The organism is Streptomyces sp. NPDC024698 (assembly GCF_055559015.1).
In genome coordinates this window covers 18,086-44,671 of the sequence record NZ_JBVHLK010000031.1, presented here as the reverse complement: position 1 = coordinate 44,671, position 26,586 = coordinate 18,086, and the positions used below count along the sequence as shown (strand labels likewise).

General features: G+C 70.7%; 24 protein-coding genes and 1 pseudogene. 16 read left to right on the top strand and 9 right to left on the bottom strand.

The window, feature by feature from the left end:
* Nucleotides 1-16 precede the first annotated feature (16 nt).
* Nucleotides 17-457: a methylmalonyl-CoA epimerase gene (mce, locus tag ACZ4AA_RS35795; protein ID WP_389404694.1), complete on the bottom strand. Its 441-nt coding sequence runs from the start codon at nucleotides 455-457 to the stop codon at nucleotides 17-19.
* 148 nt (nucleotides 458-605) lie between these two features.
* Here mce and ACZ4AA_RS35790 point away from each other — a divergent pair, with 148 nt between their 5' ends.
* The 4 genes and pseudogenes from ACZ4AA_RS35790 to ACZ4AA_RS35775 all read left to right on the top strand — a co-directional run bounded on the left by ACZ4AA_RS35790 (nucleotide 606) and on the right by ACZ4AA_RS35775 (nucleotide 5,596).
* Nucleotides 606-1,808 (top strand): acetyl-CoA C-acetyltransferase, encoded by a 1,203-nt coding sequence (locus ACZ4AA_RS35790; protein ID WP_467612008.1) that lies wholly within the window; start codon nucleotides 606-608, stop codon nucleotides 1,806-1,808.
* A gap of 40 nt (nucleotides 1,809-1,848) precedes the next feature.
* Complete coding sequence (gene meaB, locus ACZ4AA_RS35785; protein WP_467612055.1) at nucleotides 1,849-2,805, top strand: methylmalonyl Co-A mutase-associated GTPase MeaB; 957 nt, start codon at nucleotides 1,849-1,851, stop codon at nucleotides 2,803-2,805.
* Between the two features lie 361 nt (nucleotides 2,806-3,166).
* A complete protein-coding gene (locus ACZ4AA_RS35780; protein ID WP_467612005.1) occupies nucleotides 3,167-4,432 on the top strand; it encodes an MFS transporter in 1,266 nt (421 codons plus the stop codon).
* A gap of 238 nt (nucleotides 4,433-4,670) precedes the next feature.
* Nucleotides 4,671-5,596 (top strand): annotated as a pseudogene (locus tag ACZ4AA_RS35775) (RNA-guided endonuclease InsQ/TnpB family protein).
* Nucleotides 5,597-5,653: 57 nt separating this feature from the next.
* Here the strand turns inward: ACZ4AA_RS35775 and ACZ4AA_RS35770 are convergent.
* From ACZ4AA_RS35770 to ACZ4AA_RS35755, 4 genes are all read right to left on the bottom strand, one after another.
* Nucleotides 5,654-6,130, bottom strand: coding sequence for a MarR family winged helix-turn-helix transcriptional regulator (locus ACZ4AA_RS35770; protein WP_365879541.1), 477 nt, complete (start codon nucleotides 6,128-6,130; stop codon nucleotides 5,654-5,656).
* 104 nt (nucleotides 6,131-6,234) lie between these two features.
* Nucleotides 6,235-7,035 carry an AIM24 family protein gene (locus ACZ4AA_RS35765; RefSeq protein ID WP_467612001.1) on the bottom strand — a complete coding sequence of 267 codons (801 nt, stop codon included), beginning with the start codon at nucleotides 7,033-7,035 and terminating at the stop codon, nucleotides 6,235-6,237.
* Complete coding sequence (locus tag ACZ4AA_RS35760) at nucleotides 7,032-7,682, bottom strand: AIM24 family protein (protein WP_467612052.1); 651 nt, start codon at nucleotides 7,680-7,682, stop codon at nucleotides 7,032-7,034. The genes ACZ4AA_RS35765 and ACZ4AA_RS35760 overlap by 4 nt, the downstream gene beginning before the upstream one ends.
* A 1-nt stretch (nucleotide 7,683) precedes the next feature.
* Entirely contained in the window at nucleotides 7,684-8,316 is a 633-nt protein-coding gene (locus ACZ4AA_RS35755; RefSeq protein ID WP_451403628.1) for an AIM24 family protein, read from the bottom strand.
* A 282-nt stretch (nucleotides 8,317-8,598) separates the two neighbouring features.
* Between ACZ4AA_RS35755 and ACZ4AA_RS35750 the strand changes: the two genes are divergently transcribed.
* The 4 genes from ACZ4AA_RS35750 (at nucleotide 8,599) to glxA (ending at nucleotide 13,279) form a co-directional block, all read left to right on the top strand.
* Entirely contained in the window at nucleotides 8,599-8,943 is a 345-nt protein-coding gene (locus tag ACZ4AA_RS35750; protein WP_365733815.1) for a DUF3817 domain-containing protein, read from the top strand.
* On the top strand, nucleotides 8,940-9,233 hold the full coding sequence (locus tag ACZ4AA_RS35745) for an MTH1187 family thiamine-binding protein (protein ID WP_467611998.1): 294 nt from the start codon (nucleotides 8,940-8,942) through the stop codon (nucleotides 9,231-9,233). The genes ACZ4AA_RS35750 and ACZ4AA_RS35745 overlap by 4 nt, the downstream gene beginning before the upstream one ends.
* A gap of 287 nt (nucleotides 9,234-9,520) precedes the next feature.
* Nucleotides 9,521-11,299: a glycosyltransferase family 2 protein gene (locus ACZ4AA_RS35740; protein ID WP_467611995.1), complete on the top strand. Its 1,779-nt coding sequence runs from the start codon at nucleotides 9,521-9,523 to the stop codon at nucleotides 11,297-11,299.
* Between the two features lie 3 nt (nucleotides 11,300-11,302).
* Entirely contained in the window at nucleotides 11,303-13,279 is a 1,977-nt protein-coding gene (glxA, locus tag ACZ4AA_RS35735; protein WP_467611992.1) for a radical copper oxidase GlxA, read from the top strand.
* Between the two features lie 40 nt (nucleotides 13,280-13,319).
* Here the strand turns inward: glxA and ACZ4AA_RS35730 are convergent, their stop codons facing one another.
* Both ACZ4AA_RS35730 and ACZ4AA_RS35725 read right to left on the bottom strand, forming a co-directional pair.
* Complete coding sequence (locus ACZ4AA_RS35730; protein ID WP_467611989.1) at nucleotides 13,320-14,318, bottom strand: glycoside hydrolase family 6 protein; 999 nt, start codon at nucleotides 14,316-14,318, stop codon at nucleotides 13,320-13,322.
* A 92-nt stretch (nucleotides 14,319-14,410) separates the two neighbouring features.
* Complete coding sequence (locus tag ACZ4AA_RS35725) at nucleotides 14,411-15,394, bottom strand: ArsR/SmtB family transcription factor (RefSeq protein WP_467611986.1); 984 nt, start codon at nucleotides 15,392-15,394, stop codon at nucleotides 14,411-14,413.
* A 73-nt stretch (nucleotides 15,395-15,467) separates the two neighbouring features.
* Here ACZ4AA_RS35725 and ACZ4AA_RS35720 point away from each other — a divergent pair, with 73 nt between their 5' ends.
* The 4 genes from ACZ4AA_RS35720 (at nucleotide 15,468) to ACZ4AA_RS35705 (ending at nucleotide 19,620) form a co-directional block, all read left to right on the top strand.
* Complete coding sequence (locus ACZ4AA_RS35720) at nucleotides 15,468-16,883, top strand: MFS transporter (RefSeq protein ID WP_467611983.1); 1,416 nt, start codon at nucleotides 15,468-15,470, stop codon at nucleotides 16,881-16,883.
* Between the two features lie 21 nt (nucleotides 16,884-16,904).
* Nucleotides 16,905-17,414, top strand: coding sequence for a MarR family winged helix-turn-helix transcriptional regulator (locus ACZ4AA_RS35715; RefSeq protein ID WP_467611980.1), 510 nt, complete (start codon nucleotides 16,905-16,907; stop codon nucleotides 17,412-17,414).
* Between the two features lie 89 nt (nucleotides 17,415-17,503).
* Nucleotides 17,504-17,845 carry a DUF3817 domain-containing protein gene (locus tag ACZ4AA_RS35710; protein WP_467611977.1) on the top strand — a complete coding sequence of 114 codons (342 nt, stop codon included), beginning with the start codon at nucleotides 17,504-17,506 and terminating at the stop codon, nucleotides 17,843-17,845.
* A gap of 74 nt (nucleotides 17,846-17,919) precedes the next feature.
* Nucleotides 17,920-19,620, top strand: a complete 1,701-nt coding sequence (locus ACZ4AA_RS35705) for an acyl-CoA mutase large subunit family protein (protein ID WP_467611974.1) — start codon at nucleotides 17,920-17,922, stop codon at nucleotides 19,618-19,620.
* A 287-nt stretch (nucleotides 19,621-19,907) separates the two neighbouring features.
* On the opposite strand, the gene ACZ4AA_RS35700 is transcribed toward ACZ4AA_RS35705, so the two are convergent.
* Nucleotides 19,908-20,537 carry a TetR/AcrR family transcriptional regulator gene (locus ACZ4AA_RS35700; RefSeq protein WP_467611971.1) on the bottom strand — a complete coding sequence of 210 codons (630 nt, stop codon included), beginning with the start codon at nucleotides 20,535-20,537 and terminating at the stop codon, nucleotides 19,908-19,910.
* A gap of 246 nt (nucleotides 20,538-20,783) precedes the next feature.
* Here ACZ4AA_RS35700 and ACZ4AA_RS35695 point away from each other — a divergent pair, with 246 nt between their 5' ends.
* From ACZ4AA_RS35695 to ACZ4AA_RS35680, 4 genes are all read left to right on the top strand, one after another.
* Entirely contained in the window at nucleotides 20,784-21,758 is a 975-nt protein-coding gene (locus tag ACZ4AA_RS35695) for a tetratricopeptide repeat protein (protein WP_467611968.1), read from the top strand.
* Nucleotides 21,759-22,378: 620 nt separating this feature from the next.
* Complete coding sequence (locus tag ACZ4AA_RS35690; RefSeq protein ID WP_467612049.1) at nucleotides 22,379-23,014, top strand: DUF6230 family protein; 636 nt, start codon at nucleotides 22,379-22,381, stop codon at nucleotides 23,012-23,014.
* Nucleotides 23,015-23,134: 120 nt separating this feature from the next.
* Nucleotides 23,135-23,710 (top strand): DUF6114 domain-containing protein, encoded by a 576-nt coding sequence (locus ACZ4AA_RS35685; protein ID WP_467611965.1) that lies wholly within the window; start codon nucleotides 23,135-23,137, stop codon nucleotides 23,708-23,710.
* Nucleotides 23,700-25,013: a hypothetical protein gene (locus tag ACZ4AA_RS35680; RefSeq protein ID WP_467611962.1), complete on the top strand. Its 1,314-nt coding sequence runs from the start codon at nucleotides 23,700-23,702 to the stop codon at nucleotides 25,011-25,013. The genes ACZ4AA_RS35685 and ACZ4AA_RS35680 overlap by 11 nt, the downstream gene beginning before the upstream one ends.
* Before the next feature lie 90 nt (nucleotides 25,014-25,103).
* On the opposite strand, the gene pyk is transcribed toward ACZ4AA_RS35680, so the two are convergent.
* Nucleotides 25,104-26,534, bottom strand: coding sequence for a pyruvate kinase (gene pyk, locus ACZ4AA_RS35675; protein ID WP_467611959.1), 1,431 nt, complete (start codon nucleotides 26,532-26,534; stop codon nucleotides 25,104-25,106).
* Nucleotides 26,535-26,586: the final 52 nt, after the last annotated feature.

Sequence of the window (26,586 nt, the reverse complement as noted above, 5' to 3'; positions counted from 1 at the left end):
CCCAGATATACGGAGGTCAGTGCTCAGGTGACTCAACCGCCGCCGAAGTGACCAGTTCTGTCAGTACTCCATGGCAATCCTTGGGGTGCAGGAAGGTGATCCGGGACCCCATGGACCCGGTCCTGGGCTCGTCGTAGAGCACCCGGACACCCTTGTTCCGGATGTCCGCGGCGTCCGCGTCGACGTCCGCGGTGCCGAAGGCGATGTGGTGCACGCCCTCGCCGTTCTTGGCCAGCCACTTGCCCACGGCGGAGTCCTCGCGGGTGGGTTCGAGCAGCTGGAGGTAGGAGGCGCCGCCGTCGGACGTCTCGTTGATCTTGAGCATGGCCTCCCGGACACCCTGCTCCTCGTTGACCTCGGAGTGGAAGACTTCGAAGCCGTACGTCGCACGGTAGAACTCGACAGTCGTGTCGAGGTCGAAACAGGCGATCCCGATGTGGTCGATTCGCGTCAGCATGAAGTCAGTGCAGCGCTCCCGGCGTGGTTACGCAACGTGCGCGCGATCACACTGCGGGCCGGATGACGGGTGGCCTACCGCTCAGTACATTCTCAGTAAACCCTCGTTCACTCCTCGGCTGTGCAAGCCGGTAAGGGGATCGCACCTCATGTCTGGAACGAACAGCAACACCTCGGTGATCGTCGCGGGCGCCCGAACGCCCATGGGACGACTGCTGGGCTCGCTGAAGTCCTTCTCCGGGGCCGACCTCGGCGGCTTCGCGATCAAGGCCGCCCTCGACCGTGCGGGCATCGGCGGCGACCAGGTGCAGTACGTGATCATGGGCCAGGTGCTCCAGGCCGGGGCAGGGCAGATCCCGGCGCGCCAGGCCGCCGTCAAGGCGGGCATCCCGATGAACGTCCCGGCCCTGACCATCAACAAGGTGTGTCTCTCCGGCCTCGACGCCATCGCCCTCGCCGACCAGCTGATCCGCGCCGGCGAGTTCGACATCGTGGTCGCCGGCGGCCAGGAGTCCATGACGAACGCGCCCCACCTGCTCCCGAAGTCCCGCGAGGGCTTCAAGTACGGCGCCATCGAGATGCTCGACGCCATGGCGTACGACGGTCTGACGGACGCCTTCGAGAACATCGCCATGGGCGAGTCGACGGAGAAGCACAACACCCGCCTCGGCATCCGGCGTCCCGAGCAGGACGAGATCGCCGCCCTCTCCCACCAGCGCGCGGCCGCCGCCCAGAAGAACGGCCTCTTCGAGGCGGAGATCACACCCGTCGAGATCCCGCAGCGCAAGGGCGAGCCCGTCGTCTTCAGCAAGGACGAGGGCATCCGCGCCGAGACGACCGCCGAGTCCCTCGGCAAGCTGCGCCCCGCCTTCACCAGGGACGGCACCATCACCGCCGGCAGCGCCTCCCAGATCTCGGACGGCGCCGCCGCCGTGGTCGTGATGAGCAAGGCCAAGGCGCTGGAGCTCGGTCTGGAGTGGATCGCGGAGATCGGCGCCCACGGCAACGTGGCGGGCCCGGACAACTCGCTCCAGTCGCAGCCCTCGAACGCGATCCTGCACGCCCTGAAGAAGGAGGGCCTGGGGGTCGAGGACCTCGACCTGATCGAGATCAACGAGGCCTTCGCGGCGGTCGCGGTCCAGTCAATGAAGGACCTGGGCGTGTCCACGGAAAAGGTGAACGTCAACGGCGGCGCCATCGCCCTCGGCCACCCGATCGGCATGTCGGGCGCCCGCCTCGTGCTGCACCTCGCGCTCGAACTGAAGCGGCGCGGCGGCGGCGTCGGCGCGGCCGCCCTGTGCGGCGGCGGCGGCCAGGGCGACGCCCTGATCGTGCGGGTGGCCAAGGCCTGACCCGCTTTCGCACGACCGACCCCTCGTGAACGGAGCTGTGATGCAGGACGTCTCCTCGCTGGTGACCCAGGCCAGGGAAGGGCGGCCGCGGGCGGTGGCCCGGCTGATCTCCCTCGTGGAGGGAGCGGCACCGCAGCTCCGTGAGGTCATGGCCGCGCTGGCCCCGCTGACCGGCAACGCGTACGTGGTGGGGCTCACCGGCTCGCCCGGCGTCGGCAAGTCGACGTCGACGTCGGCGCTGGTGACGGCCTACCGGCGGCAGGGCAGGCGGGTCGGCGTCCTCGCCGTCGACCCGTCCTCGCCGTTCTCCGGCGGCGCCCTGCTCGGCGACCGTGTCCGGATGTCCGACCACGCCTCGGACCCGGGCGTCTACATCCGCTCGATGGCCACGCGCGGGCACCTGGGCGGGCTGGCCTGGTCGGCCCCCCAGGCGATCCGCGTCCTGGACGCGGCGGGCTGCGACGTGATCCTGGTCGAGACGGTGGGCGTCGGCCAGTCGGAGGTGGAGATCGCCTCCCAGGCCGACACCTCCGTCGTCCTCCTCGCCCCCGGCATGGGCGACGGCATCCAGGCCGCCAAGGCGGGAATCCTGGAGATCGGCGACGTGTACGTCGTCAACAAGGCCGACCGCGACGGGGCCGACGCCACCGCCCGCGAGCTCAACCACATGCTCAGCCTCGGCGAGTCCCGCGGTCCGGGGGACTGGCGGCCGCCGATCGTCAAGACCGTCGCCGCGCGCGGCGAGGGCATCGACGAGGTCGTGGAGGCCCTGGAGAAGCACCGGGCGTGGATGGAGGAGCGCGGCGTGCTGGCCGAGCGCCGGCTCGCGCGGGCGTCCCAGGAGGTCGAGACGATCGCCGTGACCGCGCTGCGCCGCCGCATCGGCGACCTCCACGGCGACCGCCGTCTGAGCGCCCTCGCGGAACGCATCGTCGCGGGCGAACTCGACCCGTACGAGGCCGCGGACACCTTGATCGAGGGCCTGAAGGAAAGCTGACCCGCCGTGTGCGTCCCGGCCCGCCCCCGGCGCGCCGGGGCGCGGCGCGTTGTGCCCGCACCGCGCGGGTGCGCGCCCCGGGACGGCACGCCCCTCCGGAGAGCGGTCCGCCGGTGCCGGGGTGGGCACCCCGGCGAGGCACCGCACGGGACGGTTCGGGACGGCTCGGGGTGATTCGGTGCCGGAGTCGGTGGTCCGTAAAGCTCTGGCCGACTTCCCTGCGCCGCTGTTACGTTGAGGCCATGTTCCTCCTTCTGGCGTAGGGCCCGCCCAGGCCCGCGACGCGAGCGCAGCACCGTGGCTGCGGCGTCGCGGCACTCAGGCGACCCCTGTCCCGCCTCGCTGTTGAGGAACCCCACCCATGTCTGCGTCGTCCCCGCGGCCGTCCTACGCCGCGCTCTTCCGCATTCCCCATGCCCGCCGCACCTTCCTCGCGGCCATGACCGGCCGTCTCTCGTACGGCCTCGTCTCCCTGGCCATGATGCTCACCACCACCCGCGCCACCGGGTCGTACGCCGTGGCCGGCACGGTCATGGCGCTGTTCGGCGCGATGAGCGTGTTCCTGTCGCCCGCGCGGGCGGCGCTGATCGACCGGTTCGGCGCCCGCCGCGCCCTGATCCCCATGGCCTCGCTCTACGCGGGCCTGCTCTCGGTGTTCGCGGTCACCGCCTGGCGGCCCGGCGCTCCCGTGGCGGCGATCGGAGCGGTGGCGATCGCCGCCGGTGCCTGCACACCCCCGCTCGGCCCCACGATGCGCGCCGTGTGGGGCGAAGTGATCCAGGACGAGGGGCTGTTGCGGCGCGCCTACAGTCTCGACGGCGTAGTGGAGGAGATCCTCTTCGTCTCCGGGCCCCTGCTCGTCGGCGCGGTCGTGCAACTGGCGCCGCCCGCCGCGGCCGTCGCGCTCAGCGCCCTGCTGGTGTGGTCGGGAACCCTCGCCTTCGTCCTGTCCCCGGTCGTGGCGGGCGTCCGTCCGGCCGCCGCGCGCGCGACGCGGGGCGGGCGCCGAAGGTGGGACGGCCGGGGCCTCGCCCGGCCCGTCGTCGTCGCGGCGGGCGTCGGTCTCTCGCTCGGCGCGGTCGACCTCCTGGTCATGGCGTTCGCCGGGCAGCACCACCACGGCGCGGGTGCGGTGGCCTGGGTGCTCGCCGCGCTGTCGCTGGGCAGCGCGCTGGGCGGTCTGCTGAACGGCGCGGTCGACTGGCGTACGGCCCCCGGGGCCCGACTGCCGCTGCTCGCCGCGGCCCTGGGCCTCACCCTGCTCGCGGCGGGACTCGCCGACGGCCTCGGCACCCTGGCCCTGGCCGTCGCCTGTGCCGGCTTCTTCGTGGCCCCGGCCCTGACGACGGCCTATCTGACGGCCGACGCGGCGGCCCCGCCGGGCTTCCGCACCCGGGCCGGTGCCTGGGTCAACACCGCGGTGAACGCCGGGAGTTCCGCGGGCGCCGCCGGTGCGGGCCTGCTGGTGGGCCGGCTGCCGCTGGGGCTCTGCTTCGCGGTCTCCGGCGCGGCCGCGATGGCGGCGGCCCTGGTCTGTGTGCGGAGCGTACGGACCTCGCGTCCCGGTGCGGACGCGGGGAGCCGTGCGGCCGGCGGCGCGCTGTCCGAGGTGACGGACGGCGCGTGACTGCCCGGCTGGGGGGCTCTGTCGGGATCGTGCAGAGAAGGCGGGGCCTGTGCTACCGGGATTTCTTCGCAGCGCTCCGGCCTTCGGATCAGGGGTGAAGCGAATCCTCCGCCTGCGACGCGGAGCGGCGGCGTTCCCGCGGAGCCAGATTTCGCCCGGTGACGGTGACGGTGACGGTGACGGTCCGCTCAGATGTTCTCGGTGACGACGCGGGTTCGATCTGCCTAGTGTGATCGTCGTGCAGCTCCGGTACGCGTTCCGCCCGTACCCGGACGCTGGTCAGCGGACCGCCCTGGCCAGGGCGTTCGGGTGCGCCCGTGTCGTGTTCAACGACGCGGTGCGCGCCCGTGAGGACGCCCGCAGGGCCGGGCTGGCGTTTCCGGCGGCGGGCGAGCTGTCCCGGAAGCTGATCACCGAGGCGAAGCGGACGAAGGAGCGATGCTGGCTGGGCGAGGTGTCCGCGGTGGTGCTCCAGCAGTCCCTGCGCGATGCCGAGACCGCGTACCGCAACTTCTTCGCCTCCCTCAAGGGCACCCGCAAGGGTCCCAGACCGGGTGCGCCCCGCTGCAAGTCCCGCAAGGACACCCGGCAGTCGATCCGGTTCACCGCCAACGCCTGCTGGAGAATCACCGACGGCGGCCGTCTGAACCTGCCGAAGATCGGCGCGGTGAAGGTGAAGTGGTCTCGCACTCTGCCCACCACCCCCACCTCCGTCACCGTGATCAAGGACAGCGCGGGACGATACTTCGCCTCCTTCGTCATCGACACCGACCCCGCAGCCGACATCGCCCGGATGCCCGATACGGACCAAGCGGTCGGCATCGACCTGGGACTGACGCACTTCGCCGTCCTGTCCACGGGCGAGAAGATCGATTCCCCGCGGTTCCTGCGGCGCGCGGAGAAGAAGCTGAAGAAGGCACAGCGCGAGCTGTCCCGCAAGCAGAAGGGATCAAAGAACCGGGCCAAGGCCCGAACGCGCGGGAATGGACCTGCACCGCCTGCGGCACGGTCCACGACCGGGACCACAATGCCGCGCTCAACATCAAAACGGCCGCCGGACTGGCGGCATCGGTCTGCGGAGCGCCGGTAGGACCAGAACCCGTTCTGGCACAGCGCGAAGAAACAGGAAGCCATGGATTCCCGACCGGAAACCGTGCCGCCTAGCGGCACGGCCACCAGTCGAGAAGGCCAGAATGCTCGCCCTTCAAGGCGAGGAGCATGTCAAGGCTTACCGCGCTGTCCCAGGAGGTGTTCGGCGATCGGGCGCAGCGACTTGTGCAGGTCCTCCAGCGCCTCGGGCGAGACGAGGTCGATGAAGTGCCGCCGTACGGAAGCCACATGGTGCGGCGAGACCTTCTTCATGGTCTCCATGCCGTGCTCGGTGAGGACCGCGTACAGGCCCCGCCGGTCGGACTCGCAGTTCTCACGACGCACCAGGTCCGCGTTCTCCATACGCGTGATCTGGTGCGAGAGCCGGCTCTTGGACTGGAGGGTGGCGGAGGCCAGGTCGCTCATCCGCATGCGTACGCCCTCCGACTCGGAGAGGTTCACCAGGATCTCGTAGTCGTTCATCGTCAGCCCGAACGGCTGAAGATCCCTCTCGAGCTGGTACGTCAACAGCCTGTTGACCTCCAGGTGGGTGCGCCAGGCGCACTGCTCCGCATCGGTCAGCCAGCGCGTGGCCGTCTCGGTCTCCATGAATGAAGTCTACCTAAAATGTTGAAATGCGAACTAGTGAGGGGTTGTGTGACTGTGCGCACGTGTTCGATGCGCGTTCGACGTCACACTCCGCAGACTACCGCTCACAGCCCGAAGCGACGCTGGAGGTCCCCCAGCTGTCCGGGAAGGCGCGGTGCCCCGGCCTGCTGCCCGTGCTGACCGGGCGCCCCTCCCGCGCCCGGCACGCCGGCCTGGTACGGGACCGCCCCCGTCGCCTGCTCGGCCATCAGGATCTCGGTGGACTGGAGCAGCACCGTGCCCGCCCCCACGAACTCGAACTGGTGCTCCTCGCCCGAGGCCCCGCCGAGACCCGTCATCGCACGTAGACCGCCCATCACACCGGTCATGTACCCATGGTCGTAGTGGTGGCAGGGGGAGGGGCAGTCGGCCCATCCGACGAGGGCCTGCGGGTCCACCCGGATCGGGGGTTCCATGAACACCACCGGGCCGTTGGACGCGGCCACGAACTTGCCGGTTCCGATCAGTGTCAGAAACCCCGGCACGATCGACTGCTTGAGCGCGAGACTTGGCTGAAAAGCGAGCAAGTTGCCGGAGCGAATGGTCAGGTTGCCGTCGTCGAGGTCGTACGAATTCACGTCGAATGCCCGGTCGGCGAGCAGCATCTTGCCCGAGCCCTGCGCCACGACCCAGTCGCTCGCGTGCAGTGGCGAATGGAACGACGTACGGACAAGACGGTCAAGTCGACCGTGTCCGATGCCGTTGAACTCCATCGATCCGTAGTAGGCGATCATCTTGCCCTTCTGAAGGAACCACTCGCTCCCCTTGAGCTCCACGCAGAAGGTGTACTTGTTGACGTTGTCGTCGACCGGCAGCGACATCGGATCATGGATCACCGGGCCGCCCGGGACTCCGTACCCGCTCACAGCTTGTCCTCCGATGCCTGGACGTAGACGGAACCGCTGCCGCTCAGCTCCAGCTGGAACGCCTCGCCCGAACCGCGTCCCACCATGTCGCGCCAGCCCAGCGCCGTGGACAGCTTGTTGCGGACGTCGCCGTGGTGCGCCACGTACGCCTGCGGGTCGACGTGCACCGTCCGCTGCGGGGTGATCGGCACCTCGAAGACACCGCCGTGCGCCATGACGGCCACGGCCCCGTGCCCCTTGAGCGTGGTCGTGAACAGTCCCTGGCCCGTCACCTGGCCCCGCACCATGCCCATGACGCCGCCCTGCGAGCCCAGGAACATCGTGCCCTGCTGGAGCGTCCCGTCGAAGGCCAGCAGCCGGTCCGCCTCGACGTAGAGCGTGTCACCGGTGAGGCTGATCACGTGGACGTGGTGGCCGCCGTGCCCGAAGAACACGGTGCCCGAACCCTCCACGGTCATGAGGGGGGTCGCCTCGTTGGCCAGGCGGCGGCCGATCATCGACATCACCCCGCCCTGACCGCCCTGGATGTTGGGCGTGAACGACACGTCGCCCTTGTACGCGAGCATCGCGCCGCGCTGACTGAACAGCCGCTGCCCCGGCACCACCGTGGCCTCGACCATCTTGGAGTTCACCTCGCGGAACGCCATCTCACACATCCCCCGCGATCGTGTTGCGCTCACTGGGCTGGACGTAGACCAGTCCGTCGCCCTCGAAGCGCATCTGGAACGCCTCGCCGCCACCCTCGCCGAGGAGCGTGCGGAACGTCACACCCGACTGGAGCGACTGCCGCACATCGCCCTGATGGGCGATGTAGGCCCCCGGGTCGACCGTCAGCGGGTACTGCGCGCTGACCCGCAGCACCACCGCGGGCCCGTCCGACGTGATCGCCGCCTGGCCGTGTCCCTCGACGGTCGTCGTGAACAGACCGTTGCCCTGCGAGGCGCCGCGCAGCCCCGTGAACGTCGTGCCCGTGCGCAGGCCGGTGTCCGTGGCGAGCAGATTGCTCGACTCCACGTACAGCTTGTCCCCCTGGAGGGACACCAGGTTGATCTCCGAGGCCCGGTCGGCGAACCAGCAGGTGCCGTGCCCCTTCACCTCCATCACCGTCATCTGTTCGCCGGTGAGACGCCGGGTCACCATCCCCCGCAGCCCCTCACCGCCCCCGCTCAGCTTCTTGAAGGCCATCTGCCCGTCGTACGCGACCATGGAGCCGTTCTTCGCCTTCACGGCGTCCCCGGTCATGTCGACGGCCAGCACCTTGCTGCCCTGAAGTCGAAACATCGCCACGGTGTGAAGGTAACCGCACCACCGGGCGGCGGACAGAGCTCATGGGCGGATCCGTCCCCGATCCGTCCCCTAGGGGGTACCGGTCCGGGCCGTCCGGTACCGGTCCGGGCCGTCCGGTACCGGTCCGGGCCTTCCGGTGCCGATCCGGGCCGTCCGGTGTCGTCCGGCCCCCGGACCCGGGATCGCCTCCGCCGGATGCCACAATGGCCGGGACGCTTGTGCGTGCGTTCACAAGGAAGCGTTCCCCCCGACAGCGAATCCCACCGAAGGTGACCCGTGGACATAAAGACCGCCACCGCACTCCGCCGGCTCCGCCTGGTCTCGGCCCCCGAAGCCGTTTCCTTCCTGCTGCTGCTCGTCTGCTCGGTGCTGAAGCGGACCACGGACTTCAACGCCGTGCCCGTGATGGGCGCGGTCCACGGCGTCCTCTTCATCCTGTACGTGATCTTCTGGCTGGACGCCTGGAACCGTGCCCGCTGGAGCGCCGGCACCGGCGTCCTGTACTTCGTCCTCTCCGTCCTGCCCACCGGCGGCTTCTTCGCCGAGCGCAAGCTCAAGCGCGAGGCCGAGGACGCGGTCGTCGCCTCCCGCGCCTTCGCGGACGGAGCGGTGAAGGCATGATCGTCGCCTTCTCCGTGACGCCGCTCGGGGTCGGCGAGGAAGTGGGGGAGTACGTCGCCGACGCCGTCCGCGTGGTCCGCGAGTCGGGCCTGCCGAACCGCACCGACGCGATGTTCACCTCGATCGAAGGTGAGTGGGACGAGGTGATGGACGTCGTCAAGCGCGCCGTCGCCGCCGTCGAGGCGCACGCGCCCCGGGTCTCGGTCGTCCTCAAGGCGGACATCCGTCCCGGTGTGACCGACGGCCTCACCTCCAAGGTGGAGACGGTGGAGCGGCACCTGTCGGCATGACCGCGTGACGGCTTGACCGCGTGACGGCTTGACCGCGTGACGGCTTGACCGCGTGACGGTATGTCGGCTTGCCATCACGATCGCGGGGCGCGGGCCCCGTGACCCGGAACCCCGGTCCCCAGGACCGGGGTTCTTCGCTTCCCGGGACGGCCGGGGCGAAAGACCACCCGGCCGCCCGCCCGCCGCACCCGACCGGACGCGCCCCGTTCGACACGTCGTCAGACGTCCACTTGTGTGGGGGAGACAGCCAGGACGATCACCGGCTCGTTCCACCACGGGAGGGCGATGTGCGGCCCGCGGGCTACGACTACGACACCTACGGCCGGCTCGCCGGACCCTTGACCGAGCCGTCCGGCACCGGCTACCGGGTGCAGTACACCAAGCTGCTGTCACGGGCTCCGCACCGGACGAGCGCCGTCCTGCTGTCGGTCCTCGCCCCCGTCGTCACCGGCGCGCTCCTCGCCTGTCTGGTGTGGCCCACCCACTGGGTGCGGCGCGAGGGGGGCGAGCCGTGGCAGACGGCCCTCGACGTCACGATGCTCGTCGCCATCGGCCTGATCGAACTCTTCATGGTCGTCAACGTCATGAGCATCGCCCACGCGACGCTGGTCGCGCGCGACCCCGTTCCGGTCCGTCCCGCGCACGGGACCCGGGTCGCCTTCCTCACCAGCTACGTCCCGGGCAAGGAACCCCTCGCCACGGTCCGCGCCACCCTCGAAGGCGCTCTCGCCCTCACCCACACCGGCCCCCTCGACGTCTGGCTCCTCGACGAGGGCGACGACGCGCGGGCCAGAGCGCTGTGCGCCGAGCTCGGCGTCCGGCACTTCACCCGGCTCGGGGTGCCCGAGTGGAACCGCCCCGAGGGCCGCCACAGGGCCCGCACCAAGCACGGCAACTACAACGCGTGGCTCGACCTCTACGGGCACGCCTACGATTTCTTCGCCTCCGTCGACACCGACCACGTCCCGCTGCCCGGATTCCTCGAACGCATGATGGGCTACTTCCGGGACCCCGACGTCGCGTTCGTCGTCGGCCCCCAGGTGTACGGGAACTACGAGAACCCCGTCACCAAGGCCGCCGAGTCCCAGCAGTTCCTCTTCCACGCCCTGATCCAGCGCGCCGGCAACCGCTACGGCTCGCCCATGTTCGTCGGCACGAACAACGTCGTGCGGATCGCCGCCCTCAAACAGGTCGGCGGGCTGTACGACTCCATCACGGAGGACATGGCCACCGGGTTCGAACTGCACCGGCACCGCAATCCCCGCACGGGACGGCACTGGCGGTCCGTCTACACGCCCGACGTCCTCGCCGTCGGCGAGGGACCCTCCTCCTGGACCGACTTCTTCACCCAGCAGACGCGCTGGTCGCGCGGTACCTACGAGACCCTGATCCAGCAGTACGGGAAGGCGTTCTTCTCCATGCCGCGCGGCCGGCTCCTCTCGTACACGCTGATGCTCCTCTACTACCCGATGACAGCCGTCAACTGGCTCCTCGGCATGCTCAGCTGCTCCCTCTTCCTGTGGTTCGGGGCATCGGGGACCCAGGTCAGCGCGTCCGTGTGGATGATGCTCTACGGTGACGCCGCCGCCCTCCAGATCTGTCTGTACCTGTGGAACCGGAGGCACAACGTCTCCCCGCACGAACCCGAGGGGTCGGGCGGCCTGGCCGGCATGGCGATGTCGGCCCTGTCGGCGCCCGTCTATCTGAAGGCGCTGGGCGAGGCGGTCCTGCGCCGTCCCAGCCGCTTCGTCGTCACCCCGAAGGGCCACGACGCCAGCCCCGACCGGCTCGGGACCTTCCGCGTCCACCTCGGCTGGGCCGCGCTGCTCGCCGTCTCGCTCGGCGCCTCGGCCGTCCTCGGCCACACCCACGCCGCCATGCGGGCCTGGGCGCTGCTGGCCATGGCTATCTCGCTGGCCCCGGTCGCGGTCTGGCTGCGCACCCTCGCCGTCGAGCGCGGGAGGGGGCCCGTCGCGCCCGCTCCCGTCCGGCTCCCCGACCGCCGGGAAGCGGTGGCGGCCGCGACCCCCGTCACCGTCACCGGCTCCACGACAGGAGGCACCTAGGCCATGGCGTACCGGCCCTCCACGAAGGCGTACCGGCCCTCGAAGAAGCGGAGGAAGACGCTGCTCGGCCTCGCGGGCCTCGCCGTCCTCGCGGGACTCAACGCCCCGGCCGCGCTCGGCCTCGCCGGCGAGACCTACCACGCCTACGAGATCTCCCGGCCCGCCTACCAGGCCGAGTACGGCTCCTGGAGCGGGGTCGACATCCCCGCGAAGTACCGCACCAACGCGATCCACGCGGCCCTGCTGCACACCGGGAAGGTGCTCATCGTCGCCGGGTCGGGCAACGAGCAGAGGAAGTTCGACCGGGGGTCCTTCGACACGATCCTGTGGGACCCGAGGGCGGACACGTTCAAGAGGATCCCCACACCGGACGACTTCTTCTGCTCGGGACACGCCCAGCTCCCCGACGGCCGCATGCTCGTGGCCGGAGGCACCGCCCGCTACGAGAAGCTGGACGGCGAGGTCGTCCGGGCGGGCGGCGGCATGCGGGTGAAGAACGAGAACCCCGACAAGGACGTCGTCCTCGGGAAGGGCACCGTCTTCCGCTCGCCGGCCGGCGTCGACTACGTCAGCAGGGTCGACGTGACGGTCCCCAGGGCCAGGCGGAACCAGGTCGTCACCTACGACCGCAAGGGTGTGATGCAGCCCTGGCGGACCGAGGTCACCGCCGGGGAGGCCCGGGTCTTCGTCGAGGCGGAGGAGAAGGGACCGGGGTCGGTCACCGACCGGCAGGCCCAGTACGAGATCGTCGGCCTGCGCGGCGACGACGCCCGCAACACCTACGGCCTCTCGGAGAAGATCACCCTGGAGAAGCAGGACTTCCAGGGCATCCGGGCCGCCTACGAGTTCGACCCGAGGGCCGAGCGGTACATCCCCGTCGACCCGATGGACAAGGCCCGCTGGTACCCGACCCTGGTGGGACTGGACGACGGACGGGTCCTCGCCGTCTCGGGGCTCGACGACGTCGGTGTCATCGACCCCGGCGACACCGAGATCTACGACCCGGTGACCAAGCGGTGGAGCCCCGGGCCCCACCGCTACTTCCCCACCTATCCGGCCCTCTTCCTCACCCAGGGCGGCAAGCTCTTCTACCCGGCCTCCAACGCCGGGTACGGACCCGCCGACCAGGGCCGTGAGCCGGGTCTGTGGGACCCGCGGACCAACACGTTCCAGAAGGTGCCCGGCCTGCGGGACGCCGACCGGACGGAGACCTCCGCCTCGGTCCTGCTGCCTCCCGCACAGGACCAGAAGGTGATGATCCTCGGCGGCGGAGGCGTCGGCGAGTCCGCGAAGTCCACCGCCCGCACCGCCGTCGTCGACCTGAAGAAGGACAGCCCGGCGTTCGAGGACGGCCCCGACCTGCCCCAGGGCACGCGCTATCTCAACAGCGTGATCATGCCGGACGACACCGTCTTCACCACCAACGGCTCCCGGGACTACCGCGGTCGCGGCGCCAGCAACATCCTCAAGGCGCAGTTCTACGATCCCCGGACCAACACCTTCCACGAGGCCGCGTCCCCGCGCGTGGGCCGCAACTACCACTCCGAGGCGCTGCTCCTGCCCGACGGACGCGTCGCCACCTTCGGTTCGGACCCGCTCTTCGACGATCGGAAGAACACCAAGCTGGGCCACTTCGAACAGCGCATGGAGGTCTTCACCCCGCCCGCGCTGCACCGCGACGGCGCGCGGCGTCCGGTGCTGGGCGCCGGTCCCGAGGAACTCGACGTCAACCACCGGGCGACGTTCGCCACCGGTCATCCGGAACGGGTCGTCACGGCCCGGCTGATGCGGCCCAGCGCCGTCACCCACACCACGGACGTCGAACAGCGCTCCATCGCGCTGGGACTGACGAAGACGGCGGACTCGGTCACCGTCGACGTACCGCGGGACCCGGCGCTGGTGCCGCCCGGCTGGTACATGCTCTTCGTGACGGACGCCCGGGGCACACCGTCCGAGGCGAAGTGGATCCACGTCAGGTGAGGCCGGACGCCGCCCGCCCGGCGGGGGACCGCCCTGGCCGTCAGCCGGTGGAGCCCCGCGTCAGCTCCAGGGCGTACTCCGGCCACCACCGGCCGGCCGCCGGGCCGCCCCCGCACTCCCCGTCCGACTCGCCGGGCCGCTTGATCCACAGGTAGGCGTCGAGGACGGGCTCGCCCGTGACGGTGGTCGGCGGGGTGCCCAGCGCCCGGCCCGGCGGATTGCACCAGACCCCGTCCAGCGGGCCGTTGCCGTTGCGGCTGGTGTCGACGACGAAGTGCTTGCCGCCGAGCCGGCCGGAGAGACGGACGCCGTACTCCTTGCTCGCCGCGTCCGTCTGGAAGTTGGAGACGTTGAGCGAGAAGCCGTCGGCGTCCGCGATGCCCGCCCGTTCCAGAGGCTCGACCAGCTTCCCCGGGTCGGGGATCCAGGACGGGTTCCCGGCGTCCAGGTACACCTTCGTGTGCGGCCGGCGCTTCAGCCGGACGACCGCCTCGGCCAGCAGCCGCTCGCGTTCGTCGTGGTACGCGCCCGGCGTACAGCCGTCCACGATGTGGGCGACCGCGTCCGGCTCCAGGACCACCAGGGCCCGGCCGTCACCGAGGGCGTCGGCGAACCGGCCGATCCACCGCCGGTAGGCGTCCGCGTCCACCGCCCCGCCCGCCGAGTGCTGGCCGCAGTCCCGGTGCGGGATGTCGTACGCCACGAAGAGCGCCGTCCGCTCCTCCCGGGCCGCCGAGGCGACCGCCGACCTGACCGCCGGGCCGGGGTCGGTCTCGCCGGCCGGCCACAGGGCGACGGGCTGCTCCGCGATCCGCCTCAGCGACGCCGCGTCCCCGGCCCGGCCCTGCCGGCGCCACAGCTCGATCTGCCGGGAGGCCGGGCCCCGCGGGTCGACCCAGAAGGGCGAGCGGGTGGTGGCGCCGGTCCGGGTGGAGGCACCATCGGCGACCTGGGCCCGTCCCGCCCCGGGCGCGGACGCGCAGCCCGCCGTGAGTCCGAGCACCGCGAGCGCCGCGATGGCGTGGATCAGCCGGGGCATGCTGCTCCCTTGCGCGAAGGTGACGACCGGTCACCCATCGTGGCACAAGGGGACATAGCGGTAGGGAAGCGACGTGGCGCGGCCGGCCCCGGTCAGCCGCCGCCCGACGCCAGCGCGATGCCGAGCGGTGTCCGCTCGTACAGCACCTGGTGCCCGTACCGGCGCGAGACGAGCAGGCCCGCGTCGCGCAGGGCGGTCAGATGTGCCGAGACCGACGACGGGGCGAGGCCGAGCCGGTGCGCGAGCGAGGTGGTGCCGGCCGGTTCGCCCAGCGCGGTGAGCACGGTGGCCCGCCCGCGACCGAGGAGCCGTACGAGCGCGTCGGGGGTGCGCTCCGCGGGCTCGGTCCACAGACCGCCGATACCGCGCGCGGGGTAGACGAGGGTGGCCTGCCACGGGGGTTCGAAGCCGCTGATCACGTCCGGCCACGAGAACACGCTCGGCATGAGGACCAGACCCCGGCCGGCCAGATGCCGTTCGTGCCGGCCCGCGACCTCCACGGTCAGCGTGTGCGAACGCCAGCCGAACCGCCGGTCGATCTCCGGGAGGAGTCCGCCGAGGCCGACCTCGGCGAGCCGGCGGGAGTGGAAGGCGACGTCGGCGTCCAGCAGGGCGCGCAGCCGTGGCCAGTCCGGTTCGACCAGGGCGTGCCAGGCCTGTTCCAGCAGATCCGTCAGCTCCCGCACCATGCGGACGGGGTCGGCCAGCAGGGCCCGGCCGCGCGACGACGTCAGCGCGCCGGGGGTGTCGGCGAGCGAACGCGCGCTCTCCTCGCGGGCCAGGTCCGGGTCGGCCGAGCGGACGGCGGCGATCTCCTCCGCGAAGCTCGCCGCGGGGCCCAGCGGGGGTGGTCCGAGCCAGTCGGGGGAGTAGCCGCGCTGCGGCATCAGCAGCCACAGCGGAGTGAGGTCGAGCCCGTCGGCCGCCGCGCGCATACGGCGCAGCCAGGGTGCGTGATAGCCGTGCCGCACGGGCCGGTTGAGCGTGCGGACCGCCTCCTGCGTCTCCCACAGGGGCGACACCGCGAAGCGGCAGTTGAGGAGATCGTCCTCCCCGAAGTGCAGCAGCGACGGCATGAAGCGACCCCAGAAGATTCGGCTGACGCCGAAACTCTACGGGTCCCCGGTGCCCCCGGGCACGCTGTCCCCCATGCCGGAACCAGACCCGCGGGACACGACCGTGTCCGCACCGACGTCCACGACGACCCTGCCCGCACCGACGCCCGTGACGGGGAACGGCACCACCCCCGCCCCGGCGGACCCCGTGACGTCCGCCGGGGACGGTGCCGCGGAGGCCGCGGACGGGCGGACCGGGTACGGACCCGTGTTCGCCGTGCCCGAGTTCCGTGCCGTGTTCGCCGCGCACGCGTTCTCGCTGCTCGGACTCGTCGTCAGCGAGATCGCGCTCTCCGTCCTCGTCTACGGACTGACCGGCTCCCCGCTGCTCAGCGCCCTGACGTTCGCGCTCGGCTTCCTGCCCTACCTGGTCGGCGGGACCCTGCTCGCGGGGGTGGCGGACCGCTTCCCGGCCCGCCGGGTCCTGGTGGTGTGCGATCTGGTGTGCGCGGGTTGCGTGGCCGTGATGGTGCTGCCGGGCGCGCCCGTCGCCGTACTCCTCACGATGCGGGCCGCGCTCGCCCTGGTCGCCCCGGTCTTCCAGGGGACCCGGACGGCGACCCTCGCGGACGTCCTCGGTGACGGCGAGCTGTTCGTGCTCGGCCGCTCCCTGCTGCGCATCCTGTCGCAGAGCGCGCTGCTGGCCGGCTTCGGCGCGGGCGGCCTGCTGCTCACCGTCGTCTCCCCGCGCCACGCGCTCCTCGTCACCGTCTGCACCTTCCTGCTCTCCGCCGTGCTGCTGCGCTTCGGCACCCGGCGGCGGCCCGCGCGGGCGGACCGGGGGCAGGCGCTCGTGCGCGACTCCCTGCGCGGCGCCCGTCAGGTGCTCGCCGACCGGCGGATCCTCGTACTGCTCCTGCTGTTCTGGCTGCCGCCGATGTTCGTCGTGGCTCCGGAGGCGCTGGCGGCGCCGTACGCCGAGGGGCTCGGGGCCGGGACGGCCGGGCTCGGCCTGCTGATGTGCGCGCTGCCCGTCGGCACGATCGCGGGGGAGCTGTTCGCGGGGGCGCGGCTGCGGCCCGCGACCCGGAACCGGCTCACGCTCCCGCTGGTCTGCGTCACGCTGCTGCCCTACGCCGCGTACGCGCTGCGGCCGGGTCTGGCCTGGTCCCTGGTCCTGCTGGTGGTCGCCGGCGCCGGCTCGGCGTACACCCTCGGCCTCGACCAGTGGTTCGTGCGGGTGGTGCCGGACGAACTGCTCGGGCGGGCCATGACGTTGAACTCGGCCGGGCTGATGACGATCCAGGGCGTGGGCATGGCCCTGTCGGGCGTGGTGGCGGAGTTCGCCGGGGTCCGGGCGACGATCGTGGGCGCGGGCGTCCTCGGCACCGCGGTCTGTGTCGCCCTGGCGGTGACGGCCCGACGTGCCGAACGAGCCGCGACCCCTTCCCGCAGCCCGGCCCCGCGGAGGCCGGTACCGAAAAGCGAGACAGGGCTGACCACGATGTGACCGGCCGGTAAGGTCGTCGGCGTGCCGAAGCCGCTCAGCCTTGCCTTCGATCCCATCGCCCGCGCCGACGAGCACTGGCGACAGCGCTGGGGTGCCGTGCCGTCCATGTCCGCGATCACGTCGATCATGCGCGCGCACCAGATCCTGCTGGCCGAGGTGGACGCGATCGTCAAGCCGTACGGACTGACCTTCGCGCGCTACGAGGCGCTGGTCCTGCTCACCTTCTCCAAGGCGGGCGAGCTGCCGATGTCCAAGATCGGCGAGCGGCTCATGGTGCACCCGACGTCGGTCACGAACACGGTGGACCGGCTGGTGCGGTCCGGGCTCGTCGACAAGCGGCCGAACCCGAACGACGGCCGGGGCACCCTCGCCTCCATCACGGACAAGGGCCGCGAGGTCTGCGACGCGGCCACCCGCGATCTGATGGCCATGGACTTCGGGCTCGGGGTCTACGACGCCGAGGAGTGCGCGGAGATCTTCGCGATGCTGCGGCCGCTGCGGGTGGCCGCGCACGACTTCGACGACGAGTAGGGCGGGCGGCGGCGGGGCGCCGGGGCCCGAGGCGGGCAAGGCGCGGGGGCGCGTGAAGATCGCGCAAAAAGGGTGGTTACCCTCGTGCCATGAAGAAGAGCGTGTTGACCCGCTACCGCGTCATGGCCTACGTCACCGGCGTGCTGCTGGTGCTGCTGTGCCTCAGCATGATCGCCAAGTACGCCATGGGCATCGACGGGGCCGCGGACTTCACCCGTGTCGTCGCGATCGCGCACGGCTGGCTGTACGTCGTCTACCTGATCTTCGCCTTCGACCTGGGCTCCAAGGCGAAGTGGCCGGTCGGCAAGCAGCTCTGGGTGCTGCTGGCGGGCACGATCCCCACGGCCGCCTTCTTCGTGGAGCGCCGCATCAGCCACGAGCTGGAGTCCAAGGTCGCGGACGCCGCCGCTCCCGCGGTCGCCGAGGTCTGATCCACACCGCCGTACGGGACCGTACGGCGGTTTGCCATCGACATTTACTAGGACGTCCTAGTAAATTCGTAGGTATGGACGCTCACGCCATCGAGGAAGGCCGCCGACGCTGGCAGGCCCGTTACGACGCTTCGCGCAAGCGCGAGGCCGACTTCACCACGCTCTCCGGTGATCCCGTGGAGCCGGTGTACGGTCCCCGGCCCGGGGACAACTACGAGGGCTTCGAGCAGATCGGCTGGCCCGGGGAGTACCCCTTCACCCGCGGTCTGTACGCGACCGGCTACCGGGGCCGTACGTGGACCATCCGGCAGTTCGCCGGGTTCGGCAACGCCGAGCAGACCAACGAGCGCTACAAGAAGATCCTCGCCAACGGTGGCGGAGGACTCTCCGTGGCCTTCGACATGCCGACGCTGATGGGCCGCGACTCGGACGACCCCCGCGCGCTCGGCGAGGTCGGGCATTGCGGTGTCGCGATCGACTCGGCGGCCGACATGGAGGTCCTCTTCCAGGACATCCCGCTCGGTGACGTCACCACGTCGATGACGATCAGCGGCCCCGCGGTGCCGGTCTTCTGCATGTACCTGGTCGCCGCCGAGCGCCAGGGCATCGACCCCGCCGTACTGAACGGCACGCTCCAGACCGACATCTTCAAGGAGTACATCGCCCAGAAGGAGTGGCTCTTCCAGCCCGAGCCGCATCTGCGCCTCATCGGCGACCTGATGGAGCACTGCGCCGAGAAGATCCCCGCGTACAAGCCGCTGTCCGTCTCCGGCTACCACATCCGGGAGGCCGGCTCCACGGCCGCGCAGGAGCTCGCCTACACGCTGGCGGACGGCTTCGGCTACGTGGAACTGGGCCTCTCCCGCGGGCTCGACGTCAACGTCTTCGCCCCCGGTCTCTCGTTCTTCTTCGACGCGCACGTCGACTTCTTCGAGGAGATCGCCAAGTTCCGCGCGGCCCGCCGGATCTGGGCCCGGTGGATGCGGGACGTCTACGGCGCCACCTCCGAGAAGGCGCAGTGGCTGCGCTTCCACACGCAGACCGCCGGTGTCTCGCTGACGGCCCAGCAGCCGTACAACAACGTCGTACGCACCGCCGTGGAGGCGCTCGCCGCGGTCCTCGGCGGCACGAACTCGCTGCACACCAACGCCCTGGACGAGACGCTGGCCCTGCCCTCCGAGCAGGCCGCCGAGATCGCCCTGCGGACGCAGCAGGTGCTCATGGAGGAGACCGGCGTCGCCAACGTCGCCGACCCGCTGGGCGGTTCCTGGTACGTCGAGCAGCTCACCGACCGGATCGAGGCCGACGCCGAGAAGATCTTCGAGCAGATCAAGGAGCGCGGGCTGCGGGCGCATCCGGACGGCAAGCACCCCATCGGTCCCATCACCTCCGGCATCCTGCGCGGGATCGAGGACGGCTGGTTCACCGGCGAGATCGCCGAGTCGGCGTTCCAGTACCAGCGTTCCGTCGAGAAGGGCGACAAGCGGGTCGTCGGCGTCAACGTCCACCACGGGTCCGTGACCGGCGACCTGGAGATCCTCCGGGTCAGCCACGAGGTGGAGCGGGAGCAGGTGCGGGTGCTGGGTTCGCGCAAGTTCGGTCGTGACGAGGGTGCGGTGCGTGGTGCGCTGGACGCCATGCTCGCCGCCGCGCGCGACGGCTCGAACATGATCGCCCCCATGCTGGAGGCGGTTCGTGCCGAGGCGACGCTGGGTGAGATCTGTGGGGTCCTGCGGGACGAGTGGGGCATCTACATCGAGCCGGCAGGCTTCTGACCGACTCCCGGGCAGCCGGCGTCCCCGGCTGCCCGGACCCGCGTGCAGGTCCGGAAGGGCGGTCTTTCGCCCCCTCCGCCCCTACCCGACCCGTACCCGGGGGCGCCGCCCCCGGACCCCCGCTCCTCAATCGCCGGAGGGGCTGAACCTCGCCGTCCGCTACCCGCACCCGGGATTCGGCGTGAGGGGACGGGCCGGTGCATCGATGCCCGTCGCCACCGACGGTCACGCCTCACCCGACGGCGACGGGCTGATGCACAGGCCCGGCCCCGACCCGCCCGCCGGGCCTAAGCCGCGGGCGGCGTCGCGCCGGTCAGGCCGAACAGCAGGACCTGGGTGAAGGCGCGGACCCATGCCTCGTCCGCGGGCTCCGCGCTGACCAGGGTGCGATGGACGACCGCTCCGGCGACCACGTCGAAGATCAGGGCCGCGGTGCGGTCGGCGGCGGCCGGGTCCGGCTCCGAGGGGAGTTCACCGCGTGCCTGGGCCCGTGCGCGGCCCTCCATCACCAGGCGCTTCTGCCGGTCGACGATGGACGCGCGGATGCGCTCCCGCAGCGGTTCGTCACGGGTGGACTCCGCGACCACGGCCATCAGCGCCGTCTTCGCCTCCGGGCGGTCCAGGATCGCCGCGAACTGGAGCACCACGCCCTCGATGTCGGCGGCCAGACTGCCCCGGTCCGGGAGCTCCAGCTCGTCGAAGAGCTCGGCCACCGCGTCGACGACCAGTTCGTTCTTGCCCGCCCAGCGGCGGTAGAGGGTCGTCTTGGCCACCCCCGCGAGGGTCGCCACGTACCCCAACGTCAGTTTGGACCAGCCCAGTTCGACCAGGGCCGTGCGCGTCGCCTCCAGGATCGCGGCGTCCGCGGCGGCGCTGCGGGGGCGGCCCGTGCGGGCGGCCTGGGAGCGACATTGCATGCCGTTGACCATATCCGGCCGCTTCGGCGGCCGATATCCGGCGGTTGCGTGAAGTCGTGAGGGAGATCACCGGAAGACGGTGCACGGGCGTGCCTCCGTACAGTTACGCTACGACTCGTAGCGAAAGCTCGACCGCGGCGACAACCGCACGGGCGCCAGGTGGGGACCCGGCGCCGAACAGGCCTGACACAGCCTGGCTTTCACGACGCTTTTCACACGTGCGCGAGGAAGGGGGAGGATGTACTCATGCAGCCACGGAACATGTCCATGAGCGGAGTCGTCGACCTCGCCGCGGTGAAGGCGGCCCAAGAGGCCAAGGCGAAGGCGGAGCAGGCGCGCGCCGAAGCGGCCAGGCAGGGCGGAGGCGGGGCCGTGACACCCGCGAGTCTCGTCATCGACGTCGACGAGGCCGGATTCGAGCTGGACGTCCTCCAGCGCTCCACCGAGGTGCCCGTCGTCATCGACTTCTGGGCCGAGTGGTGCGAGCCCTGCAAGCAGCTGAGCCCGCTGCTCGAACGGCTGGCCGTCGAGTACGACGGGCGCTTCGTCCTCGCCAAGATCGACGTCGACGCCAACCAGATGCTGATGCAGCAGTTCGGGGTCCAGGGGATCCCGGCCGTCTTCGCGGTGGTGGCCGGACAGGCCCTGCCGCTCTTCCAGGGGGCCGCCGCCGAGGCGCAGATCCGCGGGACCCTCGACCAGCTCGTCCAGGTGGCCGAGGAGCGCTTCGGCCTGACGGGTCTGACGGTCGACTCGGACGCCGCTCCGGGCGCGTCCCCCGAGGTGCGGGAGATGCCGGCCGGACCGTACGACGCGCTTCTGGAGGCCGCCGTACAGGCGCTGGACGCGGGCGACTTCGGCGGTGCCGTCCAGGCCTACAAGAACGTGCTGGCCGACGACCCGGGCAACACGGAGGCCCAGCTGGGCCTGGCGCAGGCCGAGTTGCTCCAGCGTGTGCAGGGTCTGGACCCGCAGCAGGTGCGCCGTGACGCCGCGGAGAGGCCCGCCGACGTGGCGGCCCAGATCGCGGGGGCCGACCTGGACCTGGTCGGCGGTCATGTGGAGGACGCCTTCGGGCGGCTCATCGACACCGTGCGGCGCACGGCCGGCGACGACCGGGACGCCGTACGCGTGCGGCTGCTGGAGCTCTTCGAGGTCGTCGGTGCCGACGACCCGCGGGTGGTCGCGGCACGCCGGGCGCTCGCCCGGGCGCTGTTCTGACCAGTCCGTAAACGCCAGGGCCTGTGATGCCCGGGTGAAAGATTGGCCGACAGATACGGATGTGGCCGCGCTTTACCAAAACTTGGTAAACGCGGCCGCTGTTACTCGTAGTAAGTCGAGGGCGTTGAACTGTCTGGTTCCGTCCGGGATTTGACCGCTGTGTCACCCCAGGTGGTGCCACCCTGAGTCGCCACGCGATGCCGCCCGGTCGTGCTTCGGTTATCCGGCCGTTACTAGCCAGTAACGAACCCCCTTGTGCACGCGGCGAGAATGCACCACGATCGGCGACGCTCGGTCCATTACCGCACCCCGACAGCCAATCGGGCCCGCGGACTTTCTGGGTCCCCACCGAGTAGGACCGACAGCAGTGCGATCGGTCCTTGGACAGGGGGGTCTTCGCCGTCCGGCGGAGCCTGTCCAGCAGGTTGTGCGTGATGTGTGTCAGGCGCGACCAGTGGTTGTCGCTCGGGGGTGATCGCCGGTGATTCGGGTGCAGTCCGCACCAACGGGTACAGGCGCTCTCCTTCCCGAGGACGTAGCACTTCTCCCATCCCTGCCCGGCTGAGCCGCCGCAACGTGGCAGTCAGGGCCAGGAGATGTACGTCCGAGAAGGAGGAAAAATTATGTCCCAGGTGCGTGGCGGGACCAGATGGAAGCGGTTCGCCGTCGTCATGGTGCCCAGCGTGGCAGCCACGGCAGCGATAGGTGTCGCCCTCGCGCAGGGTGCCCTCGCCGCTTCGTTCAGTGTCTCCGGCCAGTCCTTCAAGGTGTCCGCGGACAAGCTTGACGGTCAGGGCTTCTCGCAGTACGGAGCCCTCGACCAGGGCACCGGTCTTGACGGTAAGTCGGCGCTGCACCCCGTCGCGGTGTCGGCGTTCAAGAGCGCCGACATCACCAACATGTGTCAGTCCGTCGTCACTCCGGACATCCCGCTCCTCGGTTCCGTCAGCCTCGTGCTGAAGGCCGGCGGCAGCGGTACGCCGGTTCACGCCGACAACCTCTACATCGATGTCCAGGACCTCGCGGCCGACGCGACGTTCAAGAACATCGACATCGGTGTTGCCGCCAAGGACGCCAGCAAGGGTCCGGGCATGAAGGGCGGCGGCGAGGCGGCCAACCCCTACGGGTTCGCCCAGCAGGCCGAGTCGGCCACGCTGACCGACGTGAAGCAGACGGCGTGGGCGACCACCGCCGGCACGTTCAAGCTCAGTGGTCTGAAGATGTCGGTGTCCGCGGGCACCCACGAGTGCTACTAAGCACCCCAGGGGTGGGCGAGGAGGCTCAGGCCGCTTCGCCCGCCCCGCCGCTCCGCCCGTCGTACGCGGAGCACTCAACGCGTACTTCTCACAGCAATGCCGTTCCAGGGAGCTGTTTCCATGAGCGCCGAGACTCCTGCCGCGCCCGGCCAGAACGATGAGCACTACCTTCAGGTGTTCCGGCGGCACTTCCGCGCATGGAGGGGCGATCGCCCGTTCTGGGCGGGTCTGTACATCGTGTTCGGTGGTTTCCCCATCGCCTACTTCCCGTACGCGCACCTGCACCTCGGTCACCTGACGCTGGCGATGTCCACCACCGCCGGAGCCGGTTCGCTGATCATCGGCGTGCTCCTCGTCGTGCTCGGGATCAGCCTCTGGTTCCAGAAGCACGTGCGGACGTTCGCGGGTGTCGCCGCGATCCTTCTCGCCCTGGTGTCCATTCCGGTGGCCAACCTCGGCGGCTTCCTGATCGGCTTCCTGTTCGCCCTTCTCGGCGGCGCCATGGCGGTCTCCTGGGTTCCCGGTGAACCCGAGGAGGGCTACGCCGCGTCGAAGTCCCTCGACGAGCAGGACGCGCCGCAGGCCGTGCCGGCCCAGGCCGTCGGGCCCGAGGCGGCGGAAGGCGCGGGCGACCCGAACGATCTGTCAGGAACGAGCCCGACCAACGGGGCGAACGGGAGGCACAGTGCCGGCTGACGAGGTGACCCATGGGACTGAGGTGGAGGAGTCCCGTGTGAGAACCGGGCCGCGCCACGCGGCCCCGAGGAAGCCGCTGTTCACCAGGTTCCAGATGCCCGCCGGCAAGGTGATAGCCATCGCGGCGATGCCCACGGCGGTCCTCATGGGCATGGGCTTCACCCCGACGCTCGCCCAGGCCGACGACCACTCCACCTCCAAGAGCCTCACGGCCGAGGAGTACCAGGCGTGCGTCGAGGCCGTCACGGGCAAGGACGCGCCGGAGACGGCGTCGCCCTCCCCCTCGGCGAGCGCGAGTTCCTCCTCTCCGGAAGCCACGCCCAGCACCTCCGCGTCGTCGGACTCCGGCGCCAAGGACACGACCTCTTCGCCGGATTCAGGTTCCGACGACAAGGCCGAGCCCACGGCCTCCCCGTCGGCCTCCGCGAGCGCGCAGGAGAAGACGGCGGGCAAGGCGGCCGACAGCGGCGCCTCCACGCCGACCCCCTCGGCGTCCGAGAGCAGCAAGAACCCGCTCGACCCGCTGGGTGTCGGTGAGGCCATCAAGGACATCCTCACGCCCGACGAGACGGCGAGCTCCACCCCGGAGCCCTCCGCGTCGCCGAGCGCGAGCGCGAGCACCGGCTCGGACACGTCGGACGGCAAGGGCGCCACGGACACGGCCAAGGACACGGCCGGCAAGGTCGCCAAGACGGTCGAGGACACCACCGACAAGGTCACTGACACGGCGTCGAAGGCGGCCTCGGACGCCACCGACACCGCCAAGGACGTGGCCGCCACGGCCACCGGGTCGCCCAGCCCCTCCGCGAGCGCCAGTACGGACGCCGCTGACTGCCCGGTCGCCACCGACGACACCGGCGGCGTGGACAACGCGGTCGCCCTGCCGACCGACCCCTGGTACCTCAACGCCAGTTCGCTGCTCCTCAAGGGCGCCGACTACCAGGGCATAGTCAAGGTGAGGACGGCCGACGGCACCGTCAAGAAGGTGCTGAAGTACGTCATATCGGACGGCACCGACATCGGCGACCTGCACCAGACGGTGGAGGACAAGCAGTTGGGCAAGACCTACCACGTGCAGGCCGCGGCGGGCTCGACGTCCACGATCCGCGACGGCAAGACGATCATGTACACGGAGAGCATATCCGGGAACCTGCTCGGGCTCATCCCGGTCACGTTCGATCCGGACAACCCTCCGCCGCTGAACATCCCGCTGATCTACTTCACCAAGGTGAAGGTCGTTCAGGCCGGCCAGTTCGGCGGAACCCTGCACGTCCCCGGACTCCACCAGTACACGACCGGCTGAGTCGTCCAGAGCCCGTCCGGGAGCCGCACAGACGCCGAGGGCGCCCCCTGATCACAGGGGGCGCCCTCGGCGTCTGTACGGCGGCGGGGATCAGGCCTGGCCGCTCTCGCCCAGGTGGTGCACCCGGACCATGTTGGTGGTGCCGGGCACGCCGGGGGGCGAACCGGCGGTCATCACGACGACGTCGCCCTCGTTGAACCGCTTGAGCTTCTGGAGCTCGCGGTCGACCAGGTCGACCATCTCGTCGGTGCTGTTCACGAACGGCACGACGTGCGACTCGACGCCCCAGCTCAGCGTCAGCTGGTTGCGGGTGCCCTCGTCCGTGGTGAAGGCCAGGATCGGCTGGGCGGCGCGGTAGCGCGAGAGGCGGCGGGCGGTGTCACCGGACTTGGTGAAGGCCACCAGGCCCTTGCCGCCGAGGAAGTCGGCGATCTCGCAGGCGGCGCGGGCGACCGAACCGCCCTGCGTGCGCGGCTTCTTGCCCGGGACGAGCGGCTGGAGGCCCTTGGAGAGGAGCTCCTCCTCGGCCGCGGCGACGATCTTCGACATCGTCTTCACGGTCTCGATCGGGTACGCGCCCACGCTGGACTCGGCCGACAGCATGACCGCGTCCGCGCCGTCCAGGATCGCGTTGGCCACGTCGGAGGCCTCGGCGCGCGTCGGGCGGGAGTTGGTGATCATCGACTCCATCATCTGGGTCGCGACGATCACCGGCTTGGCGTTGCGGCGGCACAGCTCCACGAGGCGCTTCTGCACCATCGGGACGCGCTCCAGCGGGTACTCGACGGCCAGGTCACCACGGGCCACCATGACGGCGTCGAACGCCGCGACGACGCCCTCCATGTTGTCGACCGCCTGCGGCTTCTCCACCTTGGCGATGACGGGGACGCGGCGGCCCTCCTCGTCCATCACCTTGTGGACGTCGTTCACGTCGCTGGCGTCGCGCACGAAGGACAGGGCGACCATGTCGCAGCCCATCCGCAGGGCGAAGCGCAGGTCCTCGACGTCCTTCTCCGACAGCGCGGGCACGTTCACGGCCGCGCCGGGCAGGTTGATGCCCTTGTGGTCGGAGATGACACCGCCCTCGATGACGACCGTCTTGACCCGGGGGCCGTCGATCTCGACGACCCGCAGCTCGACGTTGCCGTCGTTGATCAGGATCTGGTCGCCCTTGGAGACGTCACCGGGCAGACCCTTGTAGGTCGTGCCGCAGATGTGCTTGTCACCCGGGACGTCCTCGGCCGTGATGACGAACTCGTCGCCACGCTCCAGCTCGACGGGACCCTCGGCGAAGGTCTCCAGACGGATCTTGGGGCCCTGGAGGTCGGCGAGGACACCGATGGCGATGCCGGTCTCGGCCGAGGCGGCCCGGACACGGTCGTACCGGCCCTGGTGCTCGGAGTGAGAGCCGTGGCTGAAGTTGAAGCGGGCCACGTTCATGCCGGCCTGGATCAGCGCGACAAGCTTCTCGTGGGAGTCGACCGCGGGGCCGAGAGTACAGACGATTTTCGAACGGCGCATGGGGCGATCCTATCGGTTTGTTTCGCATCGGAATATTCCGTCTGGCGGAAGA